This window comes from Dolichospermum flos-aquae CCAP 1403/13F (assembly GCF_012516395.1).
Taxonomy (GTDB): Bacteria; Cyanobacteriota; Cyanobacteriia; order Cyanobacteriales; family Nostocaceae; genus Dolichospermum; species Dolichospermum lemmermannii.
The window spans coordinates 571,244-592,638 of the sequence record NZ_CP051206.1; the positions used below are offsets into that span (position 1 = coordinate 571,244).

Annotated in this window: 23 protein-coding genes and 1 pseudogene; 13 read left to right on the forward strand and 11 right to left on the reverse strand. The window is 36.9% G+C overall.

What is annotated here, in order from left to right:
• Positions 1-132 precede the first annotated feature (132 nt).
• Positions 133-636, forward strand: coding sequence for a DUF4112 domain-containing protein (locus tag HGD76_RS03045; RefSeq protein ID WP_168694923.1), 504 nt, complete (start codon positions 133-135; stop codon positions 634-636).
• A 16-nt stretch (positions 637-652) separates the two neighbouring features.
• Positions 653-1,588 carry an alpha/beta fold hydrolase gene (locus tag HGD76_RS03050; protein ID WP_168694924.1) on the forward strand — a complete coding sequence of 312 codons (936 nt, stop codon included), beginning with the start codon at positions 653-655 and terminating at the stop codon, positions 1,586-1,588.
• Here HGD76_RS03050 and HGD76_RS03055 read toward each other — a convergent pair.
• Entirely contained in the window at positions 1,585-2,334 is a 750-nt protein-coding gene (locus HGD76_RS03055; RefSeq protein ID WP_168694925.1) for a transposase, read from the reverse strand. The genes HGD76_RS03050 and HGD76_RS03055 overlap by 4 nt on opposite strands.
• A gap of 11 nt (positions 2,335-2,345) precedes the next feature.
• Here HGD76_RS03055 and HGD76_RS03060 point away from each other — a divergent pair, with 11 nt between their 5' ends.
• The gene (locus tag HGD76_RS03060; protein WP_168694926.1) at positions 2,346-2,738 is read left to right on the forward strand and encodes a hypothetical protein; all 393 of its coding nucleotides are present in this window, start codon (positions 2,346-2,348) and stop codon (positions 2,736-2,738) included.
• A 289-nt stretch (positions 2,739-3,027) separates the two neighbouring features.
• On the opposite strand, the gene HGD76_RS03065 is transcribed toward HGD76_RS03060, so the two are convergent.
• From HGD76_RS03065 to HGD76_RS03075, 3 genes are all read right to left on the reverse strand, one after another.
• A complete protein-coding gene (locus HGD76_RS03065; RefSeq protein WP_168694927.1) occupies positions 3,028-3,474 on the reverse strand; it encodes a hypothetical protein in 447 nt (148 codons plus the stop codon).
• Positions 3,475-3,633: 159 nt separating this feature from the next.
• Positions 3,634-4,695, reverse strand: a complete 1,062-nt coding sequence (locus HGD76_RS03070) for a D-alanine--D-alanine ligase family protein (RefSeq protein ID WP_168694928.1) — start codon at positions 4,693-4,695, stop codon at positions 3,634-3,636.
• 167 nt (positions 4,696-4,862) lie between these two features.
• On the reverse strand, positions 4,863-5,963 hold the full coding sequence (locus HGD76_RS03075; protein WP_168694929.1) for a hybrid sensor histidine kinase/response regulator: 1,101 nt from the start codon (positions 5,961-5,963) through the stop codon (positions 4,863-4,865).
• Between the two features lie 239 nt (positions 5,964-6,202).
• Between HGD76_RS03075 and rpsB the strand changes: the two genes are divergently transcribed.
• Complete coding sequence (rpsB, locus tag HGD76_RS03080) at positions 6,203-6,976, forward strand: 30S ribosomal protein S2 (RefSeq protein WP_015083055.1); 774 nt, start codon at positions 6,203-6,205, stop codon at positions 6,974-6,976.
• 382 nt (positions 6,977-7,358) lie between these two features.
• Positions 7,359-8,303: a translation elongation factor Ts gene (gene tsf / locus HGD76_RS03085; RefSeq protein WP_168694930.1), complete on the forward strand. Its 945-nt coding sequence runs from the start codon at positions 7,359-7,361 to the stop codon at positions 8,301-8,303.
• Positions 8,304-8,460: 157 nt separating this feature from the next.
• On the opposite strand, the gene HGD76_RS03090 is transcribed toward tsf, so the two are convergent.
• On the reverse strand, positions 8,461-8,631 hold the full coding sequence (locus tag HGD76_RS03090) for a hypothetical protein (RefSeq protein WP_168694931.1): 171 nt from the start codon (positions 8,629-8,631) through the stop codon (positions 8,461-8,463).
• A gap of 31 nt (positions 8,632-8,662) precedes the next feature.
• Here HGD76_RS03090 and HGD76_RS03095 point away from each other — a divergent pair, with 31 nt between their 5' ends.
• Positions 8,663-9,499 carry a hypothetical protein gene (locus HGD76_RS03095; protein WP_168694932.1) on the forward strand — a complete coding sequence of 279 codons (837 nt, stop codon included), beginning with the start codon at positions 8,663-8,665 and terminating at the stop codon, positions 9,497-9,499.
• A gap of 29 nt (positions 9,500-9,528) precedes the next feature.
• Here HGD76_RS03095 and HGD76_RS03100 read toward each other — a convergent pair whose 3' ends face one another.
• Positions 9,529-9,684 carry a hypothetical protein gene (locus tag HGD76_RS03100; protein ID WP_233467023.1) on the reverse strand — a complete coding sequence of 52 codons (156 nt, stop codon included), beginning with the start codon at positions 9,682-9,684 and terminating at the stop codon, positions 9,529-9,531.
• 28 nt (positions 9,685-9,712) lie between these two features.
• On the opposite strand from HGD76_RS03100, the gene recG reads away from it, so the two are divergent.
• Positions 9,713-12,178: an ATP-dependent DNA helicase RecG gene (recG, locus tag HGD76_RS03105; RefSeq protein ID WP_168694933.1), complete on the forward strand. Its 2,466-nt coding sequence runs from the start codon at positions 9,713-9,715 to the stop codon at positions 12,176-12,178.
• Here recG and HGD76_RS03110 read toward each other — a convergent pair.
• A pseudogene (locus HGD76_RS03110) lies at positions 12,152-12,487 on the reverse strand (chorismate-binding protein); the annotation flags it as partial. The gene recG and the pseudogene HGD76_RS03110 sit on opposite strands and share 27 nt — an antisense overlap.
• Positions 12,488-12,811: 324 nt before the next feature.
• Positions 12,812-14,449: an IS1634 family transposase gene (locus HGD76_RS03115; RefSeq protein WP_168697347.1), complete on the reverse strand. Its 1,638-nt coding sequence runs from the start codon at positions 14,447-14,449 to the stop codon at positions 12,812-12,814.
• 231 nt (positions 14,450-14,680) lie between these two features.
• On the opposite strand from HGD76_RS03115, the gene HGD76_RS25095 reads away from it, so the two are divergent.
• The 4 genes from HGD76_RS25095 to HGD76_RS03130 all read left to right on the forward strand — a co-directional run bounded on the left by HGD76_RS25095 (position 14,681) and on the right by HGD76_RS03130 (position 17,189).
• Positions 14,681-14,995: an amidohydrolase family protein gene (locus HGD76_RS25095; RefSeq protein ID WP_233467025.1), complete on the forward strand. Its 315-nt coding sequence runs from the start codon at positions 14,681-14,683 to the stop codon at positions 14,993-14,995.
• On the forward strand, positions 14,988-15,188 hold the full coding sequence (locus tag HGD76_RS25100) for an adenine deaminase C-terminal domain-containing protein (RefSeq protein ID WP_233467026.1): 201 nt from the start codon (positions 14,988-14,990) through the stop codon (positions 15,186-15,188). Before HGD76_RS25095 ends, HGD76_RS25100 begins: the two co-directional genes overlap by 8 nt.
• A gap of 142 nt (positions 15,189-15,330) precedes the next feature.
• On the forward strand, positions 15,331-15,480 hold the full coding sequence (locus HGD76_RS03125) for a hypothetical protein (RefSeq protein ID WP_168694528.1): 150 nt from the start codon (positions 15,331-15,333) through the stop codon (positions 15,478-15,480).
• Positions 15,481-15,740: 260 nt separating this feature from the next.
• Positions 15,741-17,189, forward strand: coding sequence for an IS4 family transposase (locus HGD76_RS03130; protein ID WP_168694730.1), 1,449 nt, complete (start codon positions 15,741-15,743; stop codon positions 17,187-17,189).
• A 339-nt stretch (positions 17,190-17,528) separates the two neighbouring features.
• On the opposite strand, the gene HGD76_RS03135 is transcribed toward HGD76_RS03130, so the two are convergent.
• Both HGD76_RS03135 and HGD76_RS03140 read right to left on the reverse strand, forming a co-directional pair.
• On the reverse strand, positions 17,529-17,819 hold the full coding sequence (locus HGD76_RS03135) for a hypothetical protein (protein ID WP_168694934.1): 291 nt from the start codon (positions 17,817-17,819) through the stop codon (positions 17,529-17,531).
• Between the two features lie 369 nt (positions 17,820-18,188).
• Positions 18,189-18,674 (reverse strand): allophycocyanin subunit alpha-B, encoded by a 486-nt coding sequence (locus HGD76_RS03140; RefSeq protein WP_015083049.1) that lies wholly within the window; start codon positions 18,672-18,674, stop codon positions 18,189-18,191.
• Positions 18,675-18,832: 158 nt separating this feature from the next.
• On the opposite strand from HGD76_RS03140, the gene rlmD reads away from it, so the two are divergent.
• Together rlmD and HGD76_RS03150 are read left to right on the forward strand one after the other, a co-directional pair.
• Positions 18,833-20,215, forward strand: a complete 1,383-nt coding sequence (rlmD, locus tag HGD76_RS03145; protein WP_168694935.1) for a 23S rRNA (uracil(1939)-C(5))-methyltransferase RlmD — start codon at positions 18,833-18,835, stop codon at positions 20,213-20,215.
• Between the two features lie 413 nt (positions 20,216-20,628).
• Positions 20,629-21,078, forward strand: a complete 450-nt coding sequence (locus HGD76_RS03150; RefSeq protein WP_168694936.1) for an ATP-binding protein — start codon at positions 20,629-20,631, stop codon at positions 21,076-21,078.
• 30 nt (positions 21,079-21,108) lie between these two features.
• On the opposite strand, the gene HGD76_RS03155 is transcribed toward HGD76_RS03150, so the two are convergent.
• Positions 21,109-21,387: a DUF6439 family protein gene (locus tag HGD76_RS03155; protein WP_168694937.1), complete on the reverse strand. Its 279-nt coding sequence runs from the start codon at positions 21,385-21,387 to the stop codon at positions 21,109-21,111.
• Positions 21,388-21,395 lie beyond the last annotated feature (8 nt).

The following is a 21,395-nucleotide window of genomic DNA, read 5'->3' on the forward strand; positions in this document are numbered from 1 at the left end:
ATAAACCGATTCGACAATTATCAAAGAATAGTTAATCTAGCTACAATTTTATCAAGCAAATATGAAAAAATTTTAGTTAGATAAATGAGATAATAGAAAAGTTGATCATCAAGTCATCGAAAATTATTAATAATGCCTAATTCTTCCGAACAGTTTTCAATTACACCTGATGCTTATGCACCTAGATTAAAGCGTCTACGTCAATTTAGTAAGGTATTAGATAATATAATTACCGTTCCCGGAACACAAGTAGCAATTGGTTTAGATCCTATTATTGGATTACTTCCCATAGGAGGTGATGCTTTAGGACTCATACTTTCCTTTTATATTATCATTGAAGCTGCACAATTAGGCGTACCTACAGCCACATTAGGCAGGATGGTAATGAATGTAATTGTTGATTCCTTATTTGGGGCTATTCCCATGTTAGGAGACTTGTTTGATTTTGCGTGGAAAGCTAATAATTACAATATTATTTTATTGGAAGAATCTTTAAAATCTCCTCAGCAAAATCAAAAAGCAGATAAATCATTTATCCTAATTTTTACTGTGGGTTTATTTTTACTGGCTATTGTCTTAATATCCATCCCTGTGATATTACTAAGAATATTATGGCAAGTCTTCACTGGTAATTAAATTATCCTATAAAATTATGAAAGATTGGTGGCAAGATAATTTTCCTCAAGGACGGCAATATCTCGTTATTCCTGATGCTCAAGGTTATCCAATTCAAATAGCTTATGGTGAAAAAGGTCGAGGTAAACCGCTAATTCTATTACATGGTTTAGGCAGTTGGAGTTATAATTGGCGACATAGTATTGAACCATTATCTCAACATTTTCGGGTAATTTGTTGTGATTTTAAAGGTTTTGGTTTTTCCGAAAAACCTGTATCTCGTCGAGAAGAAAATGGACATCAAATTATTGAATTAAAACGCATTATTCAAGCTTTATGTGATGAACCACCCATAATAGTAGCAGAATCTATAGGAGCATTAATTTCTTTAGGATTAGCTGGTAAAAATCCTGATTTAATCGGACGTTTAGTAGTAATTAATGCCCCTATTTTTACAGAAAGCTTACCTCATTGGTCTATGGGTTTACTGGCACAAACACCAATAGAGATTATCCATGCAGTTGATAATTTACGTCTCGCATATTGGTTTGCACCTTTAGTTAGAAAAGTTATGGGAACAGAAAGACGGAAGGTATTGTATGATCCTTCCCTGTTAACAGAGGAAGATATTTACTGGATTACTTACCCATTTATTGAAATTCCGGGAACTTTGGTAAAAGTTGCGGAAGATCTACAAATTGCTGCTCAAGAAATTGAGAATTTGCGAACGAATCAGCCAAGTATGTTGAGTAATATTCAAAAAAATCTCAAAAATATTGAATGTCCAACTTTGGTATTATGGGGAGATCAAGATAGTTGGTTTCCTGCTAGTCATGGGGAAAAACTACATCAACATCTTCCCAATTCTCGGTTACAAATTTTGCAAAATTGCTATCATGATGCCTCAACTGGTTCTTCTACTGTTGTGAATGCCGCAATTTTGGAGTTTTTAAAAGATACCAATTTCTTTTAAATAAATCTGATTGGATTTTTATTAGATAATAATTGCATTGTCTGAAAATTAGCAGGATTTTCCTGATCTTTTACCCAATTTATCGGATTGTTGACAATGTATTCACGAATATTATTTAATGCTTCCTCATTGTGGATAATATGTTCATAATAATTACGCTGCCAAATTACATTTCCTTTAGCTTTATTCATCCGATTAATTTGGCGTGTAGAAACTGATTTATAATTTTGAGTTATTGCCGCCAAAGATTGTGGTTTTGTCCCATTAATTTTAATTGTTTCACCCGTATAGACTGTAGGGGCGAAGCATTGGCTTGATAAATTTTGTTGTTGTGAAAAATCTTGATTTGCCAATGCTTCGCCCGCCACCTCAGAAAACAATTGTGAAAAATCTTGATTTGCCAATGCTTCGCCCACCACCTCAGAAAACGATTGTGAAAAATCTTGATTTGCCAATGCTTCACCCGCCACCTCAGAACTCTCAATGATAATAATCCCATGTAAATGATTGGGCATGATCACAAATTCATCTAACTCGACATTTTTAAAATATCGAGGAATAGATAACCAAGAACCCCTTGCTATCTCGCCATTTGTATTTAATTTTATTTCACCATCTACAATTTCACCAAATAAACAATTACGTTGATGGGTGCAAATGGTGACAAAATATGCTCCCTGTTGAGTATAGTCGTATACTTTTAATCGGATGGAACGGCGGTGGTGAATATTGGAATTGTAGGGCATAAATTTAATAGATGGATTTCTTTGTCATTTCTATGGGAAAGGGTGAAGCATTCGCCAATATAGTTTATCTGTTTGTTCCATATTTTTCTCGTGGAAAGGGTGAAGCATTCGCCAATATAGTTTATCTGTTTGTTCCATGTTTTTCTCGTGGAAAGGGTGAAGCATTCGCCAATATAGTTTATCTGTTTGTTCCATGTTTTTCTCGTGGAAAGGGTGAAGCATTCGCCAATATAGTTTATCTGTTTGTTCCATATTTTTCTCGTGCGAATGCTTCACCCCTACACAAAATAAAAAGAGAGTGGGAGGAGGCATACCAAAAGCCTGAAATCTCCCACTCTACATTTACTGCTGTAGCGTTTAGAAATATATACAAATACTGTCAAGTCATTTGGGGGGTAATGTAGCAAAAACAGTATCTATATGCGGTTAATATTCCCATTGCAGCAAATGTCAAACCTGATTATTGTGATTATTTTTGACTCCATCAATGGTCAATCAATTATTTGTAAATCATTGTTATTTATGCTTGAAAAATGTTAGCATAAACTCTGGTACTGCATGAGAAAAATCAATATGTAGTAGCCTCTAATAGCCACAATATTGAATTTGTTTATCTTGCATCAATGTAACTTAGGTAATTAAAACTTGGTTGCCAAGTTGGCACTTTCTTAAAAATCTTGTGTTTACAAGTTTCTAGAGGAATCGTGAATCTTGTCTGTCTCTAACAAATTCCGCATTGGTATTGAGGGGATAGATTTTCTCTGGTGGCGAAATTATGAGCAAATTTTTGCTGTCAGATGGAAAATTTGGGGATTTATGACGTTTCTGCGAGGACAATTTTTGACTATTGCGAGTGCGTTGAATAGCTTTTGTGCCTTCTCTTGAGTTTTGCAGTAGGTAGAAAATTACAAAAGAACCACTGGAACAGCAGAAGATAACTGCAATTATCAACCATAAAGGTAGAGGATTACTCGGATCGGAAAATGTGGAAATGGTTGATTGTACAGGGATAAGTGCGGTTTCTTTTTGTTCTTTTTGTGGTACATAGCTAATATAACTCAGTTGATGATATGCAAAAATTGCAACTCCTATAGGAATTAGGAACAAACTCAAGAACCAGATCCCAGGGTACTTTCTCACTAGATTTACTAGAAAAACTCTAATAAATCTATTTTTTTTAACCTCTTGTTCATTATCCATCACATTAATCAAATTAATCACACAAATCATAGTTTAGACAAGAGGAAAATATTTATTTTCCCTCTTTACCTAATCCGCTATCTTCTCTCCCTAATCCCCTTAATTAATTGGAGAATGTCTTGAAATTGCTAGTAGAATTAACTGATCTACTAATTTGGCAAAGGGTATATCCGTATTAGCCCAGAGTTGGGGATACATACTTGTAGAGGTAAAACCTGGAAAAGTATTGATTTCGTTGATGAAAATTTCTCCCGTAGCTTCCACATAAAAAAAGTCTACTCTGGATAACCCAGCCGCATCAACAGCCGCAAAAGCTTGTAAAGCCATATCTTGAATTTGTTGTGCTACCACCTCTGGTAAGTTTGCAGGAATGAATAAATCGGCTTTCCCTGGGGTATATTTAGTTTCGTAATCGTAAAAATCACTCTCAAAGGTAATTTCACCAATGACGGAAACTCTGGGGTTGTCGTTACCTAAAACTGCACATTCAACTTCTCTGGCCACAACTCCAGCTTCAACAATAATCCGTCTGTCATGGGCGGCTGCATTATCTAAAGCTGTTTCTAATTCTTGACGCGATCGCACTTTAGCAATTCCTACCGATGAACCTAGATTAGCAGGTTTGACAAAACAGGGATAGCCTAATACAACTTCAATTTCATCACACAATTTGGGAAATACACAAGCATTTGACCAAACTTGCGCCCTCGTCACAGCTTTATATTTTACTTGAGGTAGTCCCGCTTGGGCAAAGGCCATTTTCATGGCAATTTTATCCATTCCCATTGCTGAACCCAATACCCCAGACCCAACAAAGGGAACTTGGGTTAAAGTCAATAAACCTTGAATTGTACCATCTTCGCCATTGGGACCGTGAAGAACGGGAAACCAAAGCTCAACTTGGGCAGTTTCGGACGGGAATTGCCATAAATTAGGGGTTATGGAGGGGATTTCTTGGGGAACACCAGATGTTAAAACTTGTTGTGCAACTTCTCCTGCTTGCCAAACACCATCTTTTTGGATATAAAAAGCCAAAATTTCGTATTTATTAGCATTTTCCTCTAAACTGAGGGCTTGAGCGATCGCCCGTGCCGAAATTATTGAAACTTCATGTTCTCCAGAACGTCCACCAAACAGTAAACCCACCCGTAGCTTAGTCATTTTTTTCTATATCTCCACAAATCCACAATTTCCATTATAGGGAAAATGCTGAAAACCCTGACATCTTCTTCTGTTCCCTGTTCCCTTCCCAAAATGTTCGATATAGCTTTGAATATATTCTCAATGTTCTCTCTTGCTTTTCTAGTCAAGTCTATGACCAAAATTTCTTAAAATTTCGGCTGAGGAAGCACAATTCTCATAATAGTTTGCGCCCCATAGATACTCTCAATGGAAAACTCTCCTCCATGTAGTTCTACCAATCTTTTAACAATTAATAATCCTAAACCAGAACCTTGTTGTTCATACATTTTACGTTCAAATTGGACATAAGCCCCAACATTATTAATTTGCTCCTGAGTCATACCACGTCCATAGTCAATTACATATAAATGAAAGGCATTATTATTACTATTTCCGACAATCTTCACTGGTGTATTAGGCAGAGAAAATTTAAAGGCATTCTCAATTATTTCTTCAGTAATTTTAGCTATTTTTGCAGGAGATATTTGCGCCATACCATCTGAGATATCAATCGTTAAATCAGCTTCTCTATCAGCTTTTTTGGCAATTTCCCCAGCTACACTTTCAACTATTGATGTGACAAAAGTTTTAACTCCATTATTTCTCAGTGCTGCTACTTTTTCCGGGTTAGATGCTAATAACTCCAGGTCTGCATACATGATAAAATTCATAGTTAATCTATGCAAGCGTTGACCAGCTTTATGAATATGTTGTAGCATTTCTAATATTTCTGCCTGGTCAAATTCTCCATAGTTTGCCATCAATAATTCTGATATTCCTATAATATGACTGAGAGGGGTATTAATTTCATGGGGTAGTGAATTAGTAATAGAACTGCGTAAATTATCCAATTTTTCCTGAGTTTTTTGCTCAAATATTGCTTGTTTATTCAGTCTGGTAGCGATCGCTTGCAATAATTGATTAGAATTAAAAGGCTTTGTTAAATAATCATCAGCACCAAGTTCCATCCCTTTACGTAAATCTGACCACTCTGATTTAGCAGTTAAGAAAATTATAGGAATTGTTGCAGTATCACTATGCTGACGCAGTTGAGTTAATACATCATAGCCATCTAACTCAGGCATCATTAAATCGCAAATTATCAAATTAGGATGTTTATCTTTAGCCAACTCTAAACCCTGTAACCCATTTTCTGCAACTAATGTATCAAAATCTGACAAGTGCAATATCTGCCTAAGATTGTTTCTGATTTGAACTTCATCTTCAATAATTAAAATCGTATTCATATAGTTTTGTATCGTAATCAAATGTTAACTATATTACTAAATTAGCATGATTTTTAGCTCTTTCAGTATCCTTAAAATAATGATACGGAAAATAAAAAATCCCAGTTCACCACAAAATTCAATATATTTGTGTTACCCTAGTACAGTTGTCTAAAATCCGCACATCTGGGAATTCGGGTGTTTCTTAAATTGAGAAATGCACCTAGATGGAGGTTTAACCCGAATAGGAGTAACAAAATATGCCAGTAGTTTCCTTGGCTCAAATGATGGAGTCAGGTGTTCACTTTGGTCACCAGACCAGACGTTGGAACCCTAAAATGGCTCCTTATATCTACACCTCACGAAATGGTGTACATATCATTGACTTGGTACAAACAGCCCAGTTGATGGATAACGCGTATAATTATATGCGGACCCAATCCGAGCAAGGTAAAAAATTCCTGTTTGTTGGTACTAAGCGCCAAGCAGCCGGAATTATTGCCCAAGAAGCCCTCCGTTGTGGTTCTCACTACATTAACCAACGTTGGTTGGGTGGAATGCTCACCAACTGGGCAACGATTAAAACCAGAGCCGAGCGTCTCAAAGATTTAGAGCGGAGAGAAGAAACCGGCGCACTGGATTTATTGCCAAAGAAAGAAGCCTCTATGCTGCGTCGGGAAATGACGAAGCTACAAAAATACTTGGGCGGCATTAAAAACATGAGGAAAGTTCCCGATATCGTGGTTATTGTTGACCAGAAGCGGGAATATAACGCAGTTCAAGAATGCGAAAAATTAGGTATTCCCATTGTGTCCATGTTGGATACAAATTGTGATCCAGACGTTGTGGATATTCCTATTCCAGCCAACGACGACGCAATCAGATCCATTAAGCTAATTGTTGGTAAATTAGCAGATGCTATCTACGAAGGCCGTCACGGTCAACTAGAAGCAGAAGAAGATTACGATGATTATGCTGACGAAGATTACGAATATGATGAAAGTGATAGCACTGAATCTGAAGGCGAAGCATAAGTAGTCTGGCAAACAAGTAGGGGTTTAGCAGCTCTCATTGGTGTCAACTTAGGCTAGGGATAACTTATTTGTTTGGCTGCAACATTCCCGCCCAGAACTTAAGTTCCGGTCTAAAAACCAGAGTGCGTTAAAACGCACTCTGGTTAACTCAAAATCAATAATTATCCTATTTACGCTAAAATAGTCGGTTTTAACCGACTTTAGCTTTTAGACAGGGAATTTATTCTCTGGTTTCAAGGGACTGCGCTTTACCCCTACATCCATACTACAGATTGGGATATTTTTTTTGATTGGAAGTCTCTTAAATGATTTTCAAATGAGTCCTGATCGTCTGATAATCTTGAATAATATTTGTATCTGTCAAGTTAAGAATTGAGGCAATATGGCGGAAATATCTGCAAAACTCGTCCAAGAGCTACGCCAAAAAACCGGTGCTGGCATGATGGACTGCAAAAAGGCACTGAAGGAAAATGAAGGTGATGTCGAAGCGGCTACAACTTGGCTACGGCAAAAAGGTATTGCTAAAGCTGATAAAGGAAGCGCTCGCATTGCCGCAGAAGGTTTAGTAGACACCTATATTCAAGCTGATGGACAGATAGGTGTACTCATAGAGGTCAACTGCCAAACTGACTTTGTTGCCCGCAATGAAGCTTTTAAAGCCTTAGTTAAGAATCTGGCACAACAAGCTGCAACTGCTGATAGTGTGCAGTCTTTATTGGCTCAACCCTATATTGAAAAGTCCAGCGTCACTGTTGATGAATTCATCAAAGAAACCATTGCTACTCTTGGTGAAAATATTCAAGTGCGTCGCTTTGTGAATTTCTCTCTCACCACTGATACACCAGGAATAGCAGATAGCTATATTCATACTGGTGGTCGTGTTGGTGTATTATTGGAGCTAAATTCTCAAACCGATGCAGCCGCTACTAATGAAGAGTTCCAAAACTTGGCACGAAACGCTGCAATGCAAGTTGCTGCTTGTCCTAACGTTGAATACGTTAGCGTAGACCAAATCCCTGCCGAAATTGTCACCAAAGAAAAAGACATCGAAATGGGTAAGGACGACTTAGGCAACAAACCAGAGAACATCAAAGAAAAGATTGTTCAAGGTAGAATTGATAAGCGCCTCAAAGAAATGACTTTACTAGATCAACCTTATATCCGTGATCAAAGTATTTCGGTAGAAGAATTGGTGAAACAAGTAAAATCCAAAGTTGGCGAAGAAATTCAAGTTAGTCGCTTTGTGCGCTATGTACTCGGTGAAGGCATTGAAAAGAACGAAATGAGCTTTGCTGATGAAGTTGCTGCCCAAATGGGTGCTAAGTAATTTTGTGATTAGTCAGTGGTCAGTTGTCAGTGGTCAGTTGTTAAGAATATATACTTAATAATTGGTTGTTGATTATGGACTTTTATTTTTGACTAATAACTATTCCCATTTACAGGCCAGCGCGTTCTGCGTGGCCTGTATTTTATTTAAATGATGATTATTTATTCAAAATCCGTATATTTGTACTACAGAAAGCAACTAACAACTGACAACTGACAACTAACAACTGTACGGGCGAAGCATTTGGAGAACTATTTTTGGCAATGACCGATAATTTATCTTCCAAATGCTTCGCCCCTACTGACAACCGACAACCGACAACTGACAACTGACAACCGACAACTAATTAGCTTAAAGTTATGGCAAGAGCAATTGAACGGATAGAAAAAGATATTACTGAATTAAAAGAGGCGATTAGGGCGATCGCTCACGAACTCAATTTAGCCTATACTAAATATATAAATACCTTGGGATCAGCCTTACAAAAACAATTGATTTTGGCTAGTTATTACCTGTGTACCCAAGGATATCCTGATGAATTTCTGAACTTATCACTAAATCAACGGCAAAAATTACAACAAAGCCTTCGTAAATTAAGTCAACAAGCCGCTAAAGAATTAATTAGTTATATTCAACCTCCAGAAGTTACCCAAACAGAAGCAGTTGTAGAAATTGAGGAGGAAGGAGAAAACGAAGAAAACGAAGAAAACGAACAACAACCTCAAGCATTAGATCCTTCTAACCCCATAGAACTAGTTGAATGGCAACAAAATTTAGAAGAAGAGATTCAGGAAACTTTAAAAAAAGTCTCCCAATCAGCTAATATCTTCATCCAAAAAACAGGGGTTTTACCCAAAAAACTACCAGAACCGATTTTAGTCGCTGCCACCGCTGCTGCTGCTTCTTCAGAAGCTTCTAGTAATATGATGCCCAGCCCTCCCAATTTATTAAACTTAGTCATAGAAATCAGTAATGAGGAAGATTCCGAAGATTCTAGCCTCACTCAGATTATGGCTATTCACTTACGACTAGGAGAAATAGAATTTGCTGAAGCAACACTATTGTCAGAACGCAAGGCAATTCGTAATATTTTAATGCAATTGAATAAACTCGGACGAGAATATCAAAAAAGACAACGAGAACTTAAAATTGCTGAAGCTGAAGCCGCTTGGCGTGCTAGTTGGTTTGAGGATTAGTACCGCAGGGCGGAATGAAAAATGCAAAATTAAAAATTAGAACCTGTATAGGTTATTGAAAATATATATCTATTAAAACTACATACTCCCTTGACAACTGACAACTGTACGGGCGAAGCATTTGGAGAACTATTTTTGGCAATGACCGATAATTTATCTTCCAAATGCTTCGCCCCTACTAACAACTAACAACCGACAACTGACAATTAACCAATGACTAATGAAATGCTCGATTGGATAAGATTACATAAAGCTTTAGCATTTGAGGCAGAAAAAGGCTTTATAGATTTAGTAGGTAAGCAATATCGCTTTAGTGAGTTTCTTTGTTTGACTTTTGGTAATTTCCCAACTGCTTTACCACCAAAAGAAAGACTCCGCTGGCATCAAGTAGGAATGCAATTTGCCAATTATCCAAATTTAACATTACCAGAAAGACAACATTTAGTAGCAGAAGTTAGAAGATATCTAAATCAACTTCAACAAGAACTAGAAACAGAAGGACCTCAAATAAATTACGAATCTAAAAATCAACATCCCACAACTCCAATTGTTGCCGAAGTTAGTAAAAGACTAGCACCAACACTGGATAAACAACTGAGAGATTTACCAGAAATTGGCATCAGAAAATCCGAGAATTTAGGGCGATTAAATTTATATACAGTCCGTGATTTACTATTTTATTATCCTCGTGATCATATTGATTATGCCCGTCAAGTAAATATTAGTGAGTTGGCAGGAGGAGAAACAGTAACTATCATAGCGACGGTAAAACGGTTTAATTTTTTCACCAGTCCTAAAAATAAGAAATTATCAATTTTAGAATTAATCCTCAAAGATAATACTGGACAAATTAAAGTTACCCGTTTTTATGCAGGTGCGCGTTTTAGTAGTCGTGGTTGGCAAGAAAGTTTAAAACGCCTATATCCTGTAGGTAGTATGTTAGCAGCTTGTGGATTAGTAAAAGGTGGTAAATATGGTTTAACTTTGGATAACCCAGAATTGGAAGTTTTGGCAAATCCAGGAGATACCATTGATTCTCTCACTATTGGGCGAGTTGTTCCCATTTACGCCCTGACTGAAGGAGTAATGGCTAATACAGTCAGACAGGCAATGATGATCGCTTTAACAGCAGCAGTGAATTTAAAAGATCCTTTACCTAAAGGTTTACGGGAAAAATATGCTTTGATGGAATTGAAAGATGCAATTCCTAATATTCATTTTCCTAAAGATAGTGACTCCTTAAAAATCGCTCGTCGTCGGTTAGTATTTGATGAATTTTTCTACTTGCAACTAGGCTTATTGCAACGGCAAAAAAAAGCGCGAGAAATTCAAACTAGTGCCATACTTGCACCCACAGGTAAATTATTAGAAGAATTTAACGAAATTCTCCCTTTTCAACTGACCGGCGCACAACAACGAGTTGTTAATGAAATTCTCACCGATTTACAAAAACCTGTAGCCATGAATCGCTTAGTTCAGGGTGATGTTGGTTCAGGGAAAACTGTGGTTGCTGTTATTGCTATTTTGGCAGCAATTCAATCAGGTTATCAAGCGGCGTTAATGGCTCCCACGGAAGTATTAGCAGAACAGCATTATCGTAAGTTAGTTAGTTGGTTTAACTTGTTACATTTGCCTGTTGAATTATTAACAGGTTCGACAAAAATAGCCAAAAGGAGAGAAATTCATTCTCAGTTAGAAACAGGTGAGCTACCTTTATTAGTCGGGACTCATGCCTTAATTCAAGATAAAGTTAATTTTCAACGTTTGGGCTTAGTAGTAATAGATGAACAGCATCGTTTTGGGGTACAACAACGGGCAAAGTTACAGCAAAAAGGCGAACAACCTCATGTTTTAACCATGACAGCTACGCCCATTCCTCGGACTTTGGCATTAACTGTACATGGGGATTTAGATGTTAGTCAAATTGATGAATTACCACCGGGAAGACAACAAATTAAAACCACAATGTTAAGTGGTCAACAACGTCCCCAGGCTTACGATTTAATCCGTCGAGAAGTTGCCCAAGGTAGACAAGTTTATATAGTTTTGCCTTTGGTAGAAGAATCGGAAAAATTAGATTTACGTTCGGCTGTAGATGAACATCAAAAGTTACAAGAAAGTGTTTTTCCTGATTTTCAAATTGGGTTATTGCATGGACGCATGACTTCAGCCGAAAAAGAAGCAGCAATTCACAAATTCCGCGATAATGAAACTCAAATTATCGTTTCTACCACTGTGATTGAGGTGGGAGTGGATGTTCCTAATGCCACTGTGATGCTGATTGAACACGCGGAAAGATTTGGTTTATCACAATTGCACCAATTACGGGGTCGTGTAGGACGGGGTGCAGCGCAATCTTATTGTTTATTAATGAGTAGTTCTAGAAGTCCTGATGCTCAACAACGCTTGAAGGTGTTGGAACAGTCCCAAGATGGTTTTTTTATCTCGGAAATGGATATGCGGTTTCGCGGTCCTGGAGAAGTGATGGGAACTCGCCAATCAGGTGTAGCGGATTTTACTTTGGCTAGTTTGGTGGAAGATGAGGACATTTTGCTGTTAGCACGACAAGCAGCGGAAAAGGTGATTGAGATGGATGCAAGTTTAGCGCGTTGGCCATTAATGCAGGATGAGTTGAAGTATAGGTATGAGCGGTTAATGGGTGGCGCGATTTTGACGTAAAATCTTAGTTATCAATGTTGGTACTCCCCCCCAATTATTGAGGGGAATACAAATAGCAGGTGGTAGATCCGTAAACGCACATATCCCTGTTGTAAATTGTTCGCACTTAGGGCTTGCCACAATGCTTTGATAATTGCTTCCATTTATTGTGATCATCATTGCCTGAATCAATGCCTTAGCTTTCAGCATTATTTCGTGAAACTCCATTTGGGGATCAGAAAGTGCCACAATACCACCGCCAACACCAATCGAAGTTTGTTCTGGGGTCAGGACAGCGGTACGAATGACAATATTTAAATCCCACATTCCGCACCCCAAAATGTTACAGAGGGAAATTACGGAGATGAAAATCAAAGGAAGCATCAAAACAAACAGATAAAGTGAAAAAAGGCATTTGAGAAACAGTAAATCACCAAAAATGTCATCAAAATCTATTCTCAATAAGAAGCAATAAGAATGCACACCACCTGGAGAGGTCAATAGATAAGCGAAAGAAGATATTCAAGAAATAATTATAAGTTAGACTAATCAATTAAAGTAAAAAACGAAATTATAGACATAGTAAAATGGAGCTATAAATCAAAGAGATTAGCTCATCTTTACTCATAGAAATTAAATTGATAGAGATGATAATTAGCTGACTAATTGATAGTAACGTAAACAATCATCTGGTAAAAGACTCAAGATAAAATCTCTGTCCTTATTCCAATTAGAAATATGTTTCTCCTGATTGAGTGTAACCAAATGAATACACTGAAAGCATTGAAAAATCCAGCGTAAAGTAGGACGATTAGTTGCTTTGCCTAATTGATTTTTAATTGTTGATTTAGACTCCAAAAGAGCATTTCTAATATGACGTTGAGCCAAAGTATAAACCAGTAGACATAAACCCATAATCATTCCCAAAGACTCTATTCTCTCAGGACTTTTGAGGAAAATACTGTCGGCAAAAAATAATGGGTCTTTGAGAAAACCAAACCCTCTTTCACATGATTGTTGAGCTTTATATTCCCTGAGCATAGAATCATTGCTTAGTTCCTTTGAATCTAAAACATTTGTCGCAATAATAAAACGTCCCGCACTCAGCAATTCTGTATTAATTTTACTTTCATCCTGGGAGACTGTAGCTGATATTTGATAGGATATTTCTCCTGAAGTATCTTTTTTATTAGATTTTACTTGAGTCACCGTACTTTCGTGAATTTGATGATATTTGAATTGTTTTGATAATTTTGATAATGCCTTGATAGCATCTGCAACACATGCAAATCTCTCTTGTGATAACTTTTTCAAATCTTGCACAGCTTTTGATTCTGCTTTGGTAATTTTTTGTGTGAGCTTATGCAGGTCTGATTCTTTTCTTTCTTGACTTTGCACTACTAACCATCTTTGTTCTATCCCTGCATAATTTTGGATTTTTGATGCTAATTTATATCCTGGTATTGTACTATCAATAAATTCTGATTCTGCTAATGTTGATATTAATGATTTTGCTGCTTTTATGCTTAATGGTACTCGACATAACCAACGTAATTCTGACATCATTTTCAGGTTTGATTCTGTATATAAAGCAGCGTCAGCAACCATGAGACTATTAACTTCTAATTGTTTTTGATATTCTACTGCTATTTTACCAAAACATGATGAGTCAGCTTGGTTTCCCGATGCTAGTTTTAAAAATATTGGTATGTCTCCATCTCCTGAACATATCATTTCTATGATAAACTGTTTTAAGTCTGGACGATGGTCACGAGAATAACCGTAGGTGATGGTTATTTCTTTTGGTGATTTTACTGCTAATTCTTCTAATTCTTGGTTATTTCCTACTTTTTGACTCTCAAATATTACGAATGGTAAGCTAGTGTTATACTGCCCATGCACGTGCATTGATGATGAGTCTAGATGTGATGTTGATAGTGATACTCCAAATTTTTGAGCAGCTTTTAAGGCTATGATAAAAAAGATTGTATCTAAGCCTTTTATAAACAGTTTATCCATGACTCTCCCCAATTTATCGTCGTTGAGATATTCTGGTTTTACTCCTGCTCCTATTAAATGCTCACAGGCTATTGTTTCAAAATATTTGGGAAACATATATAACGGTTTGGAGACAAATCCTAACCCGTTTATTATCATGGCTTTTACCACTTGACCTGCATTTACTTTTTCGTCTTTTTCGACTCCTATTAATTCATTTATTATTTCTACTATTCCGATTGAATCTATGATTCCTGCTACTATCCCTAGATGGTCTATGTTCTGAATTTCCATTTCTTGAGGTTTTAATTTCACAACAGTTTCCTCTCATACTTCTGTTGTTATCAATTATTTCTTATTTGGTTATCAATTCATTTTTTTCTTTTGTTACCAAGTTTCACTTTCTCACACCATTTCGCTTTTAATGCTATTTATTATCATTAAGCATCTTAATTTTTGAATTGACTTTAGTTATTATGTACTACTTTAAGGGCTTTTTTGATCTGTGACAGTTTGGGGTGCGGAATGTGGGATATAAATCTACTGGTAAAACGGGCTGTGGCATTAGGTCACGATGTGATGAATGTCCTGCAAATTGCCTGTGTGAACCCTGTCAAACATTACAATTTGGATGTGGGATTACTACAAGTTGGGGACAGTGCAGATTTGATTGTTGTTGATAATTTACAAGATTTCACGGTGTTGGCTACTTATTGTCAAGGTGTTTTAACAGCAAAAACCGGGTCAACTTTGTTACCATTTGTTCCTGTCAAACCTATCAATAGCAGAAGACAATGTAGTTCATGTATTACCTTTACCTGTGGCTGGGTTGATGAGTGATAGCGATGGTTATGAGGTAGCAAAACAGTATGCAGAACTTGATAATTGGGCAAAACAATTAGGGTCAAAACTGACTGCACCATTCATGACACTTTCATTTATGGCATTGCTGGTGATCCCAGACTTAAAACTGAGTGACCGGGGGTTATTTAGTGGTAAAGAATTCCGGTTTGTGTCGTTGTGGATTGATTAGATTTTAACTTGGCACAAATCAATATTTTCATAGGGTATAATCGCTGGTTTTGATAACATATTCAAAATCAAATTTATGCCCAAATTTATGTCAATTTAAAATATTAGGAATAAAGTAGAAATTAAGTTTTTCAATTAAAATTATGAATCCAGAACTAGAGGCATATCAAAATGAATTTATAGAAGCCATACCGGGGTTTATTTCAATTGTTGACTTAAATCCAATACCCGTGAATGAAATTAATAGCCTACAAATAATTACTAATATTAATTCTGCAAATATTAAGGCATAAAAATAACTTCAGTTTAGTCTAAACTCCAGGCAAAATGTATCTAAAATTATATGATCATGAGATTTTTCTTGAATTTATAAATCATCAATCTTGTCAATTATTTGAAATCAAATTTAAAAAATCATAAATGTGTCATTTTTTTCGTCGAGAATTTTTATTCCTGCTCCAAAATGAGTAGCCTGATAGTATATATTGACAAAATATGAAAGAATATTTAAGCTTTATAAGAGTTTATTTCAAGTCATCCTTGACAGTTTTGTATGGGAATTCAAAAAGAACATCATCAGATGCTTACTCAGTTTACGACAGAATATGATCTGCAACCAATTGCAAAACATTTATCAACTATTATCAAAGAATCTTTGGCGAGTGTTTCATCAAGTAAATGTCGTCAAGGAACGATTCTAGTACCAACGTTTGTCATTTGGTTTGTAATTCTCTCCACTATCCGTCGTGATTTAAGTTATTTAGGAATAATGGATTGGATGATATCAGGATTGAGGTGGTTATCCTGTTGTCTACCAAAACAACTTATTTCTGAAGGTGCTATGAGTCATGCCAGAGTTCGTATAGGATTAACAGTTTTTCAACTAATATTTAAAAAACTCACTTCTAGTTTGACAACATTGAAATATGACTTTCATAAATGGACTACAGTAATATTTGATGGTTCCACAGGTACGACACCTGATACTGAAAGTAATCGTGATAAATTTGGGAAGTCTAAATGTGGTCGAGGAGAAAGTGCTTTTCCCATGCTGAGAATAGTCACATTAATATCAGCATCAACACGCCTGATCCTAGATTTTACCTATGGTTCGAGCCAAGGTAAAGGAACTGGTGAAAGGACTTTAATGACTAAATTACTGGCACAATTTAACCAGAAAAACTTATTATTTTTATTAGATGCTGGTTTATATTCCTTTGCAACTATTTTTAGTATTCGTACAAAAGAATGCGACTTTTTACTTAGGGTAGCTTCTAATGTTAAACTACCTGTTATCTCTGATTCTCGTTTGCCAGATGGATACATGGCTAGATATCCAGATGGAAGTTATTTATCAGAAATTAATGGCAAAATTCTCAATTTAGAAAAATCTACAGAATCGCATAAACAATGGAATCAGGAAAGTATCATTGTCCGAGTTATTGAATATCAAATTCCTGGTTTTCTCCCTCGTCGTTTAGTTACTAGTATTATTGACCCTAATATTTCTGCCAAAGAATTAATTATTCACTATCATTGCAGATGGGAGGTGGAAATTAGTTTCTGTGAAATAAAAACACATCAATGTGCTACGCTCAAAGGACAAATGCCCACTATTTTTCGGAGCAAAACATCTGAATTAGTCGAACAAGAACTTTATGCTATGTTAATTGCTTATAATCTACTCCGCGATTTAATTTACCAATCTGCTAACGAATATAATAAAAATCCTTTACTCCTTAGTTTTCTTGAATCTTTGCAACTAGTTATAGATTTAGTACAACTCATCAGCCATTCATCCTTAAAATTACGAGAAATTCAACATCAATATTTATTATCATTAATTTCCCAGTCTGAAATTGATCGCCCCCGACGAAAACGTATTAATCCCCGTGTTGTCAAAATTAAAATGTCCAAATTCAAGCGCAAAAACTCTTCCCATAAATCTGAAATCAGAGATATAGAAAAAGACTTGAAAATCCTTCCCCCACAAGCAGTTTGACAATTTCATTCACGGGTATTGGATTTAAAACGTTTTTTTAGTTTTTTTTATAGTCATTGAGGATAAAGCTTTCAATGATTGTGGACTAAGTTTTCCATTACAATCACCTCAGAATCAAAATTTTGTACTTAGTCGTTTTTGTTGACTGTATATCTGCTTTAATAGTAGTTATTTCTATTTAGCTTCAATAAATTTTAGTCAACCCTCACAAGCATTAGTTCTTATGTACTAAATACATCGGTTTCCTTGGGGTGTGACACTTGAGGGTGCGGAATGTGGGTTAGAAATAACTGCTACAGAAATCTGATTTTCTTTCATGACAATACTAATGAGATCCAGCTATGTACTCAAGAAAATTGCTTTTGGTGAAACTTTTAATTTTCGACAACATTCACGTAAATCAAGAATTATTTCTGCGTTAAAGTTTTCTTCTATGGCTTTCTGGCTATCGGCAGCAGATTTTACAGGATTACCCGGTAAGCGTAAAGCGAGAGTGTCTTTAAACCTGAGATATAAGCGACATAGGCAATTAATTCGCTCAAGCTCTTGACTGGTAACAGTGGATGTGATATAGTGAGAGTGGTAACAAGAATTTAAGTTTTCACAATATTTATATTCTTTTCGATTCATTGAAGCTACACTAAGTGTAGCTAATGTTAATAATACCAAGCTTATTAGTATTATGGATATTCTTTGTTTTTACCGAATAAAAACCCAACTTCGATTTCAGTTGTTCCTATTAAGTGACGTAAATCACATATATATATGATTTAGATCCTCCCATAGAAATCGCCATGTTGGTATAATTAATAGTAACTGAACTCTAGCCGAGTCATTAATAGGGAACACACTAATCGCCGACAGCCTATCATAAGCCTGTCGCTTTTTTTGTTATAAGTAACGTAAAAACTGATGATAATCATAACATATCCCCACAACTGGTTAATAACTTGATAGATATTGCCATAGCCACTACCAATTGTGGGGAATTAAAGACCTTTAAGACATCGCTTGAATGATGTAATCAAAGTAAGGTGCGGTTTCCCCAGCGTCTTCTGCATTCAATAAATCCAAAGACGCTTGTTTGAGAGAAGTGATAGCTTCTACCATTCCGGGAACAGGAACGCCTAGAGAGTTGTACATTTCTCGCACACCAACCAAACCAATTTTTTCAATGGGTTCTTTGTCACCAGCAAGTACACCGTAGGTAATTAGGCGTAAATACCAGCCAAAGTCCCGAATACACAAAGCCCGTTGTTTTTCGCCGTAAGCATTACCACCAGGGGAGATAAAGTCAGGGCGTTTTTGCCAAAGTTTTTTGGTAGCTTCTTGAACGATCTTTTTCTCGTTTTCTGAAAGGGTAGCAGCGATTCTTGTCCGCTTTACACCTGTTTCCAAAAATGCTTTGATGTTTTTGAGTTCGCCACTGCTGGGGTAACGCAGTTCGTCGTCAGCTTGGAGAATAACTTGGCTAATTACAGTCATGATTATCTAAATGACCTGAAATATTTATATCTGCTAGTTTACCGACTTAGAGGGACATTCGTGAAGTGTATGGGAAGATAGGGATAAATGAATTTACAATTCTACATTGGGAACTCCCTTCCCTGTGAAAAAGTTCCCTCTTCCCTTATAACTGACTAATGACTAATATAATGTGGCGACAAGATGAAATTATCGAACTGGAAATTACTGATTTAAGCGACACGGGTGATGGTGTGGGACGCTTTGAACAGCGGGTGGTTTTTGTTCCTGATACAGTACCAGGAGATATCCTACTTGTCAAATTATTCAATGTTAAGCCAAAATATGCTCATGGACAGGTGCAGGAATTATTGCAAGCTTCGCCTCAACGGGTGCGTCCAAGTTGTATTGTCGCTGATAAATGTGGTGGTTGTCAATGGCAACATATTAAATATGATTACCAGTTATCAGCCAAACGCAATCAAGTAACCCAAGCTTTAGAAAGAATTGGCGGTTTTGTAAATCCACCAATAGATCCAGTTTTAGTGGCTGCTGCATCCTTTGGTTATCGCAACAAAGTTACTTATCCTATTGGTATGTCCGCTACAGGTCATGTCCAAGCTGGATATTATCAAAAAGGTAGCCATAAATTAATTAACTTGAATCAATGCCCTGTGCAAGACCAGCAGTTAAATCCTTTATTAGCTGAAATCAAATTAGATATTCAAAAGCAGGGTTGGCCAATTTATGACGAAACCCGCCACAAAGGCTTAATTCGCCATTTGGGTTTACGCATTGGCCGCCGCACAGGGGAAATGCTGCTAACTTTAGTCGTCAAAGATTGGAATTTACCAGGAATCGAAACCCAGGCACAGCAATGGTTACAGCGTTATCCTCAATTGGTCTGCGTGTCACTCAACCGCAATAGCGATCGCACAAATGCTATATTTGGATCAGAAACCCGTTGTCTAGCTGGAATTCCTTACCTGCGAGAAAAATTCGCCGGACTGGATTTTCAAATCAGACCAGATACCTTTTTCCAAGTGTACACAGAAACAGCCGAAGCGCTTTTAGAGGTGATTCAGTCAGAACTAAATTTACAAGGTCATGAAGTCCTAGTAGATGCCTATTGTGGTATAGGAACTTTAACTTTGCCCCTGGCCAAACAAGCACGGCACGTCACCGGGTTAGAATTGCAATCAACAGCAGTAGAACAGGCAATTGTTAATGCCCAACAGAATGGAATTAATAATGTGACTTTCCAAGTCGGCCCAGTGGAAAAAATTCTCCAGAATTTGGAAATTGTACCAGATGTGGTCTTACTTGATCCGCCCCGGAAAGGATGTGAAGCTAACGTTATCAAAACATTAAGAAACCTGAAACCATCTCGCATTGTTTACGTCAGTTGTAAAGTAGCTACTCTTGCCCGTGACCTAAAATTGCTTTGTGAAGATGGGCTATATAAACTCACAAGGGTGCAACCTGCGGACTTTTTTCCGCAAACGGCTCATGTAGAAGCAGCCGCTTTTCTGGTGTTATCGGACAATGATCAGGATAGTTAATTCTTCACAAAAATAAAAATCAGAAATTTGTAGTCTAGTGGATACTCATAATGCTAGAATGAAATTACATAAAAATAGAAACTCATTTTGTTTTAAAGAAATCGAAGCTGCATAGACTCTTAATAAAGGTGAATAAAATTGTGTTAATTACAAAATGGGCAGTTAACGAGAATATCTTTCTCCTCTTGTTCAAAAATAGCAGTTTTTACTCATCTGCTAAATGAACAGATTAACTTAAGCAAATTGTAAATAAGCAATATGAATTCTCCCACTGAATTGCTATGCTCTAGCATTTTTATAAATTTAGTTTTACAGAGGCAAGTTTGAAGGCAGCATGACTACCTAATTTTGATCAGAATGCCCAAAAAAGCAAACTGATGTCTAGCTAAATATAAAGCTACGGGGTTTCTCTTGTGATTACCATTTCTCTTCGTCCAGTTGGGCGTTATTGGGGGACAATTAGTTTTGCCTCCACCCTTTATCTTTGTCCAATCCTAGATTTACTCTTGACTGATATTCCGGCAAAATTACAATCTGAACTGCGACTAGGACTCCAAGAAGCCCTAGTAAATGCCGCTAAACATGGGAATAATCTTGATCCCGGCAAATTCGTCGTCGTTCGGTTCTCATTAATAGATAATCAGTATTGGTGGATTATCTCAGATCAGGGTAGCGGCTTCACTCCCTCCCTCGAAGATGATAGTGATCCCGATGACTATTTACCACCAGACGAAGCGGAAAGTGGACGGGGTATGTCTTTACTGCATCAGATTTTTGATCAAGTAGAATGGAATCGCAAAGGTACAGAACTCACGCTTTGTAAGCAATTAGAAAGCCGTCGTTTATTATCTTTGCGAAGATGAAAGGGAACAGGCAAAAAGATATATATTTCCCTATTCCTTAATTTCCTCACGCTGATGTCCGTGAGTTGGGCAGGGAGGGGCGGAAATTGATTTATCTAGCCAGCCTACAGCCTGTTGTAGCCTTGCCTGTGCCTCTTGGGGTTCATTTTTGACCAAAAATACCATTGCGGCGGCTGCCTGTTCACTAGCGCGGGAATTGCGGTTAGACTTGAGACGATGCCAATCATCAGGAGAGATACTCAGCCTTTCCATGAGGGCCTGTGCTAGTTCTAGAGTGCTAATTTCATTTAGTTGGCTAGTTTGTGACATAAGACTAA

What these genes read in the sequence shown, in the direction of transcription:
- HGD76_RS03125 (WP_168694528.1), top strand. Translation starts at nt 15,331, where the DNA reads ATGAATCCAGAACTAGAGGCATATCAAAATGAATTTATAGAAGCCATA.
- HGD76_RS03050 (WP_168694924.1), top strand. Translation starts at nt 653, where the DNA reads ATGAAAGATTGGTGGCAAGATAATTTTCCTCAAGGACGGCAATATCTC.
- rlmD (WP_168694935.1), top strand. Translation starts at nt 18,833, where the DNA reads ATGACTAATATAATGTGGCGACAAGATGAAATTATCGAACTGGAAATT.
- HGD76_RS03095 (WP_168694932.1), top strand. Translation starts at nt 8,663, where the DNA reads ATGGCAAGAGCAATTGAACGGATAGAAAAAGATATTACTGAATTAAAA.
- HGD76_RS03155 (WP_168694937.1), bottom strand. Translation starts at nt 21,387, where the DNA reads ATGTCACAAACTAGCCAACTAAATGAAATTAGCACTCTAGAACTAGCA.
- HGD76_RS03130 (WP_168694730.1), top strand. Translation starts at nt 15,741, where the DNA reads ATGGGAATTCAAAAAGAACATCATCAGATGCTTACTCAGTTTACGACA.
- HGD76_RS03045 (WP_168694923.1), top strand. Translation starts at nt 133, where the DNA reads ATGCCTAATTCTTCCGAACAGTTTTCAATTACACCTGATGCTTATGCA.
- HGD76_RS03070 (WP_168694928.1), bottom strand. Translation starts at nt 4,695, where the DNA reads ATGACTAAGCTACGGGTGGGTTTACTGTTTGGTGGACGTTCTGGAGAA.
- rpsB (WP_015083055.1), top strand. Translation starts at nt 6,203, where the DNA reads ATGCCAGTAGTTTCCTTGGCTCAAATGATGGAGTCAGGTGTTCACTTT.
- tsf (WP_168694930.1), top strand. Translation starts at nt 7,359, where the DNA reads ATGGCGGAAATATCTGCAAAACTCGTCCAAGAGCTACGCCAAAAAACC.
- HGD76_RS25095 (WP_233467025.1), top strand. Translation starts at nt 14,681, where the DNA reads ATGTGGGATATAAATCTACTGGTAAAACGGGCTGTGGCATTAGGTCAC.
- recG (WP_168694933.1), top strand. Translation starts at nt 9,713, where the DNA reads ATGACTAATGAAATGCTCGATTGGATAAGATTACATAAAGCTTTAGCA.
- HGD76_RS25100 (WP_233467026.1), top strand. Translation starts at nt 14,988, where the DNA reads ATGAGTGATAGCGATGGTTATGAGGTAGCAAAACAGTATGCAGAACTT.
- HGD76_RS03075 (WP_168694929.1), bottom strand. Translation starts at nt 5,963, where the DNA reads ATGAATACGATTTTAATTATTGAAGATGAAGTTCAAATCAGAAACAAT.
- HGD76_RS03060 (WP_168694926.1), top strand. Translation starts at nt 2,346, where the DNA reads ATGGATTTCTTTGTCATTTCTATGGGAAAGGGTGAAGCATTCGCCAAT.
- HGD76_RS03115 (WP_168697347.1), bottom strand. Translation starts at nt 14,449, where the DNA reads ATGGAAATTCAGAACATAGACCATCTAGGGATAGTAGCAGGAATCATA.
- HGD76_RS03055 (WP_168694925.1), bottom strand. Translation starts at nt 2,334, where the DNA reads ATGCCCTACAATTCCAATATTCACCACCGCCGTTCCATCCGATTAAAA.
- HGD76_RS03135 (WP_168694934.1), bottom strand. Translation starts at nt 17,819, where the DNA reads ATGAATCGAAAAGAATATAAATATTGTGAAAACTTAAATTCTTGTTAC.
- HGD76_RS03140 (WP_015083049.1), bottom strand. Translation starts at nt 18,674, where the DNA reads ATGACTGTAATTAGCCAAGTTATTCTCCAAGCTGACGACGAACTGCGT.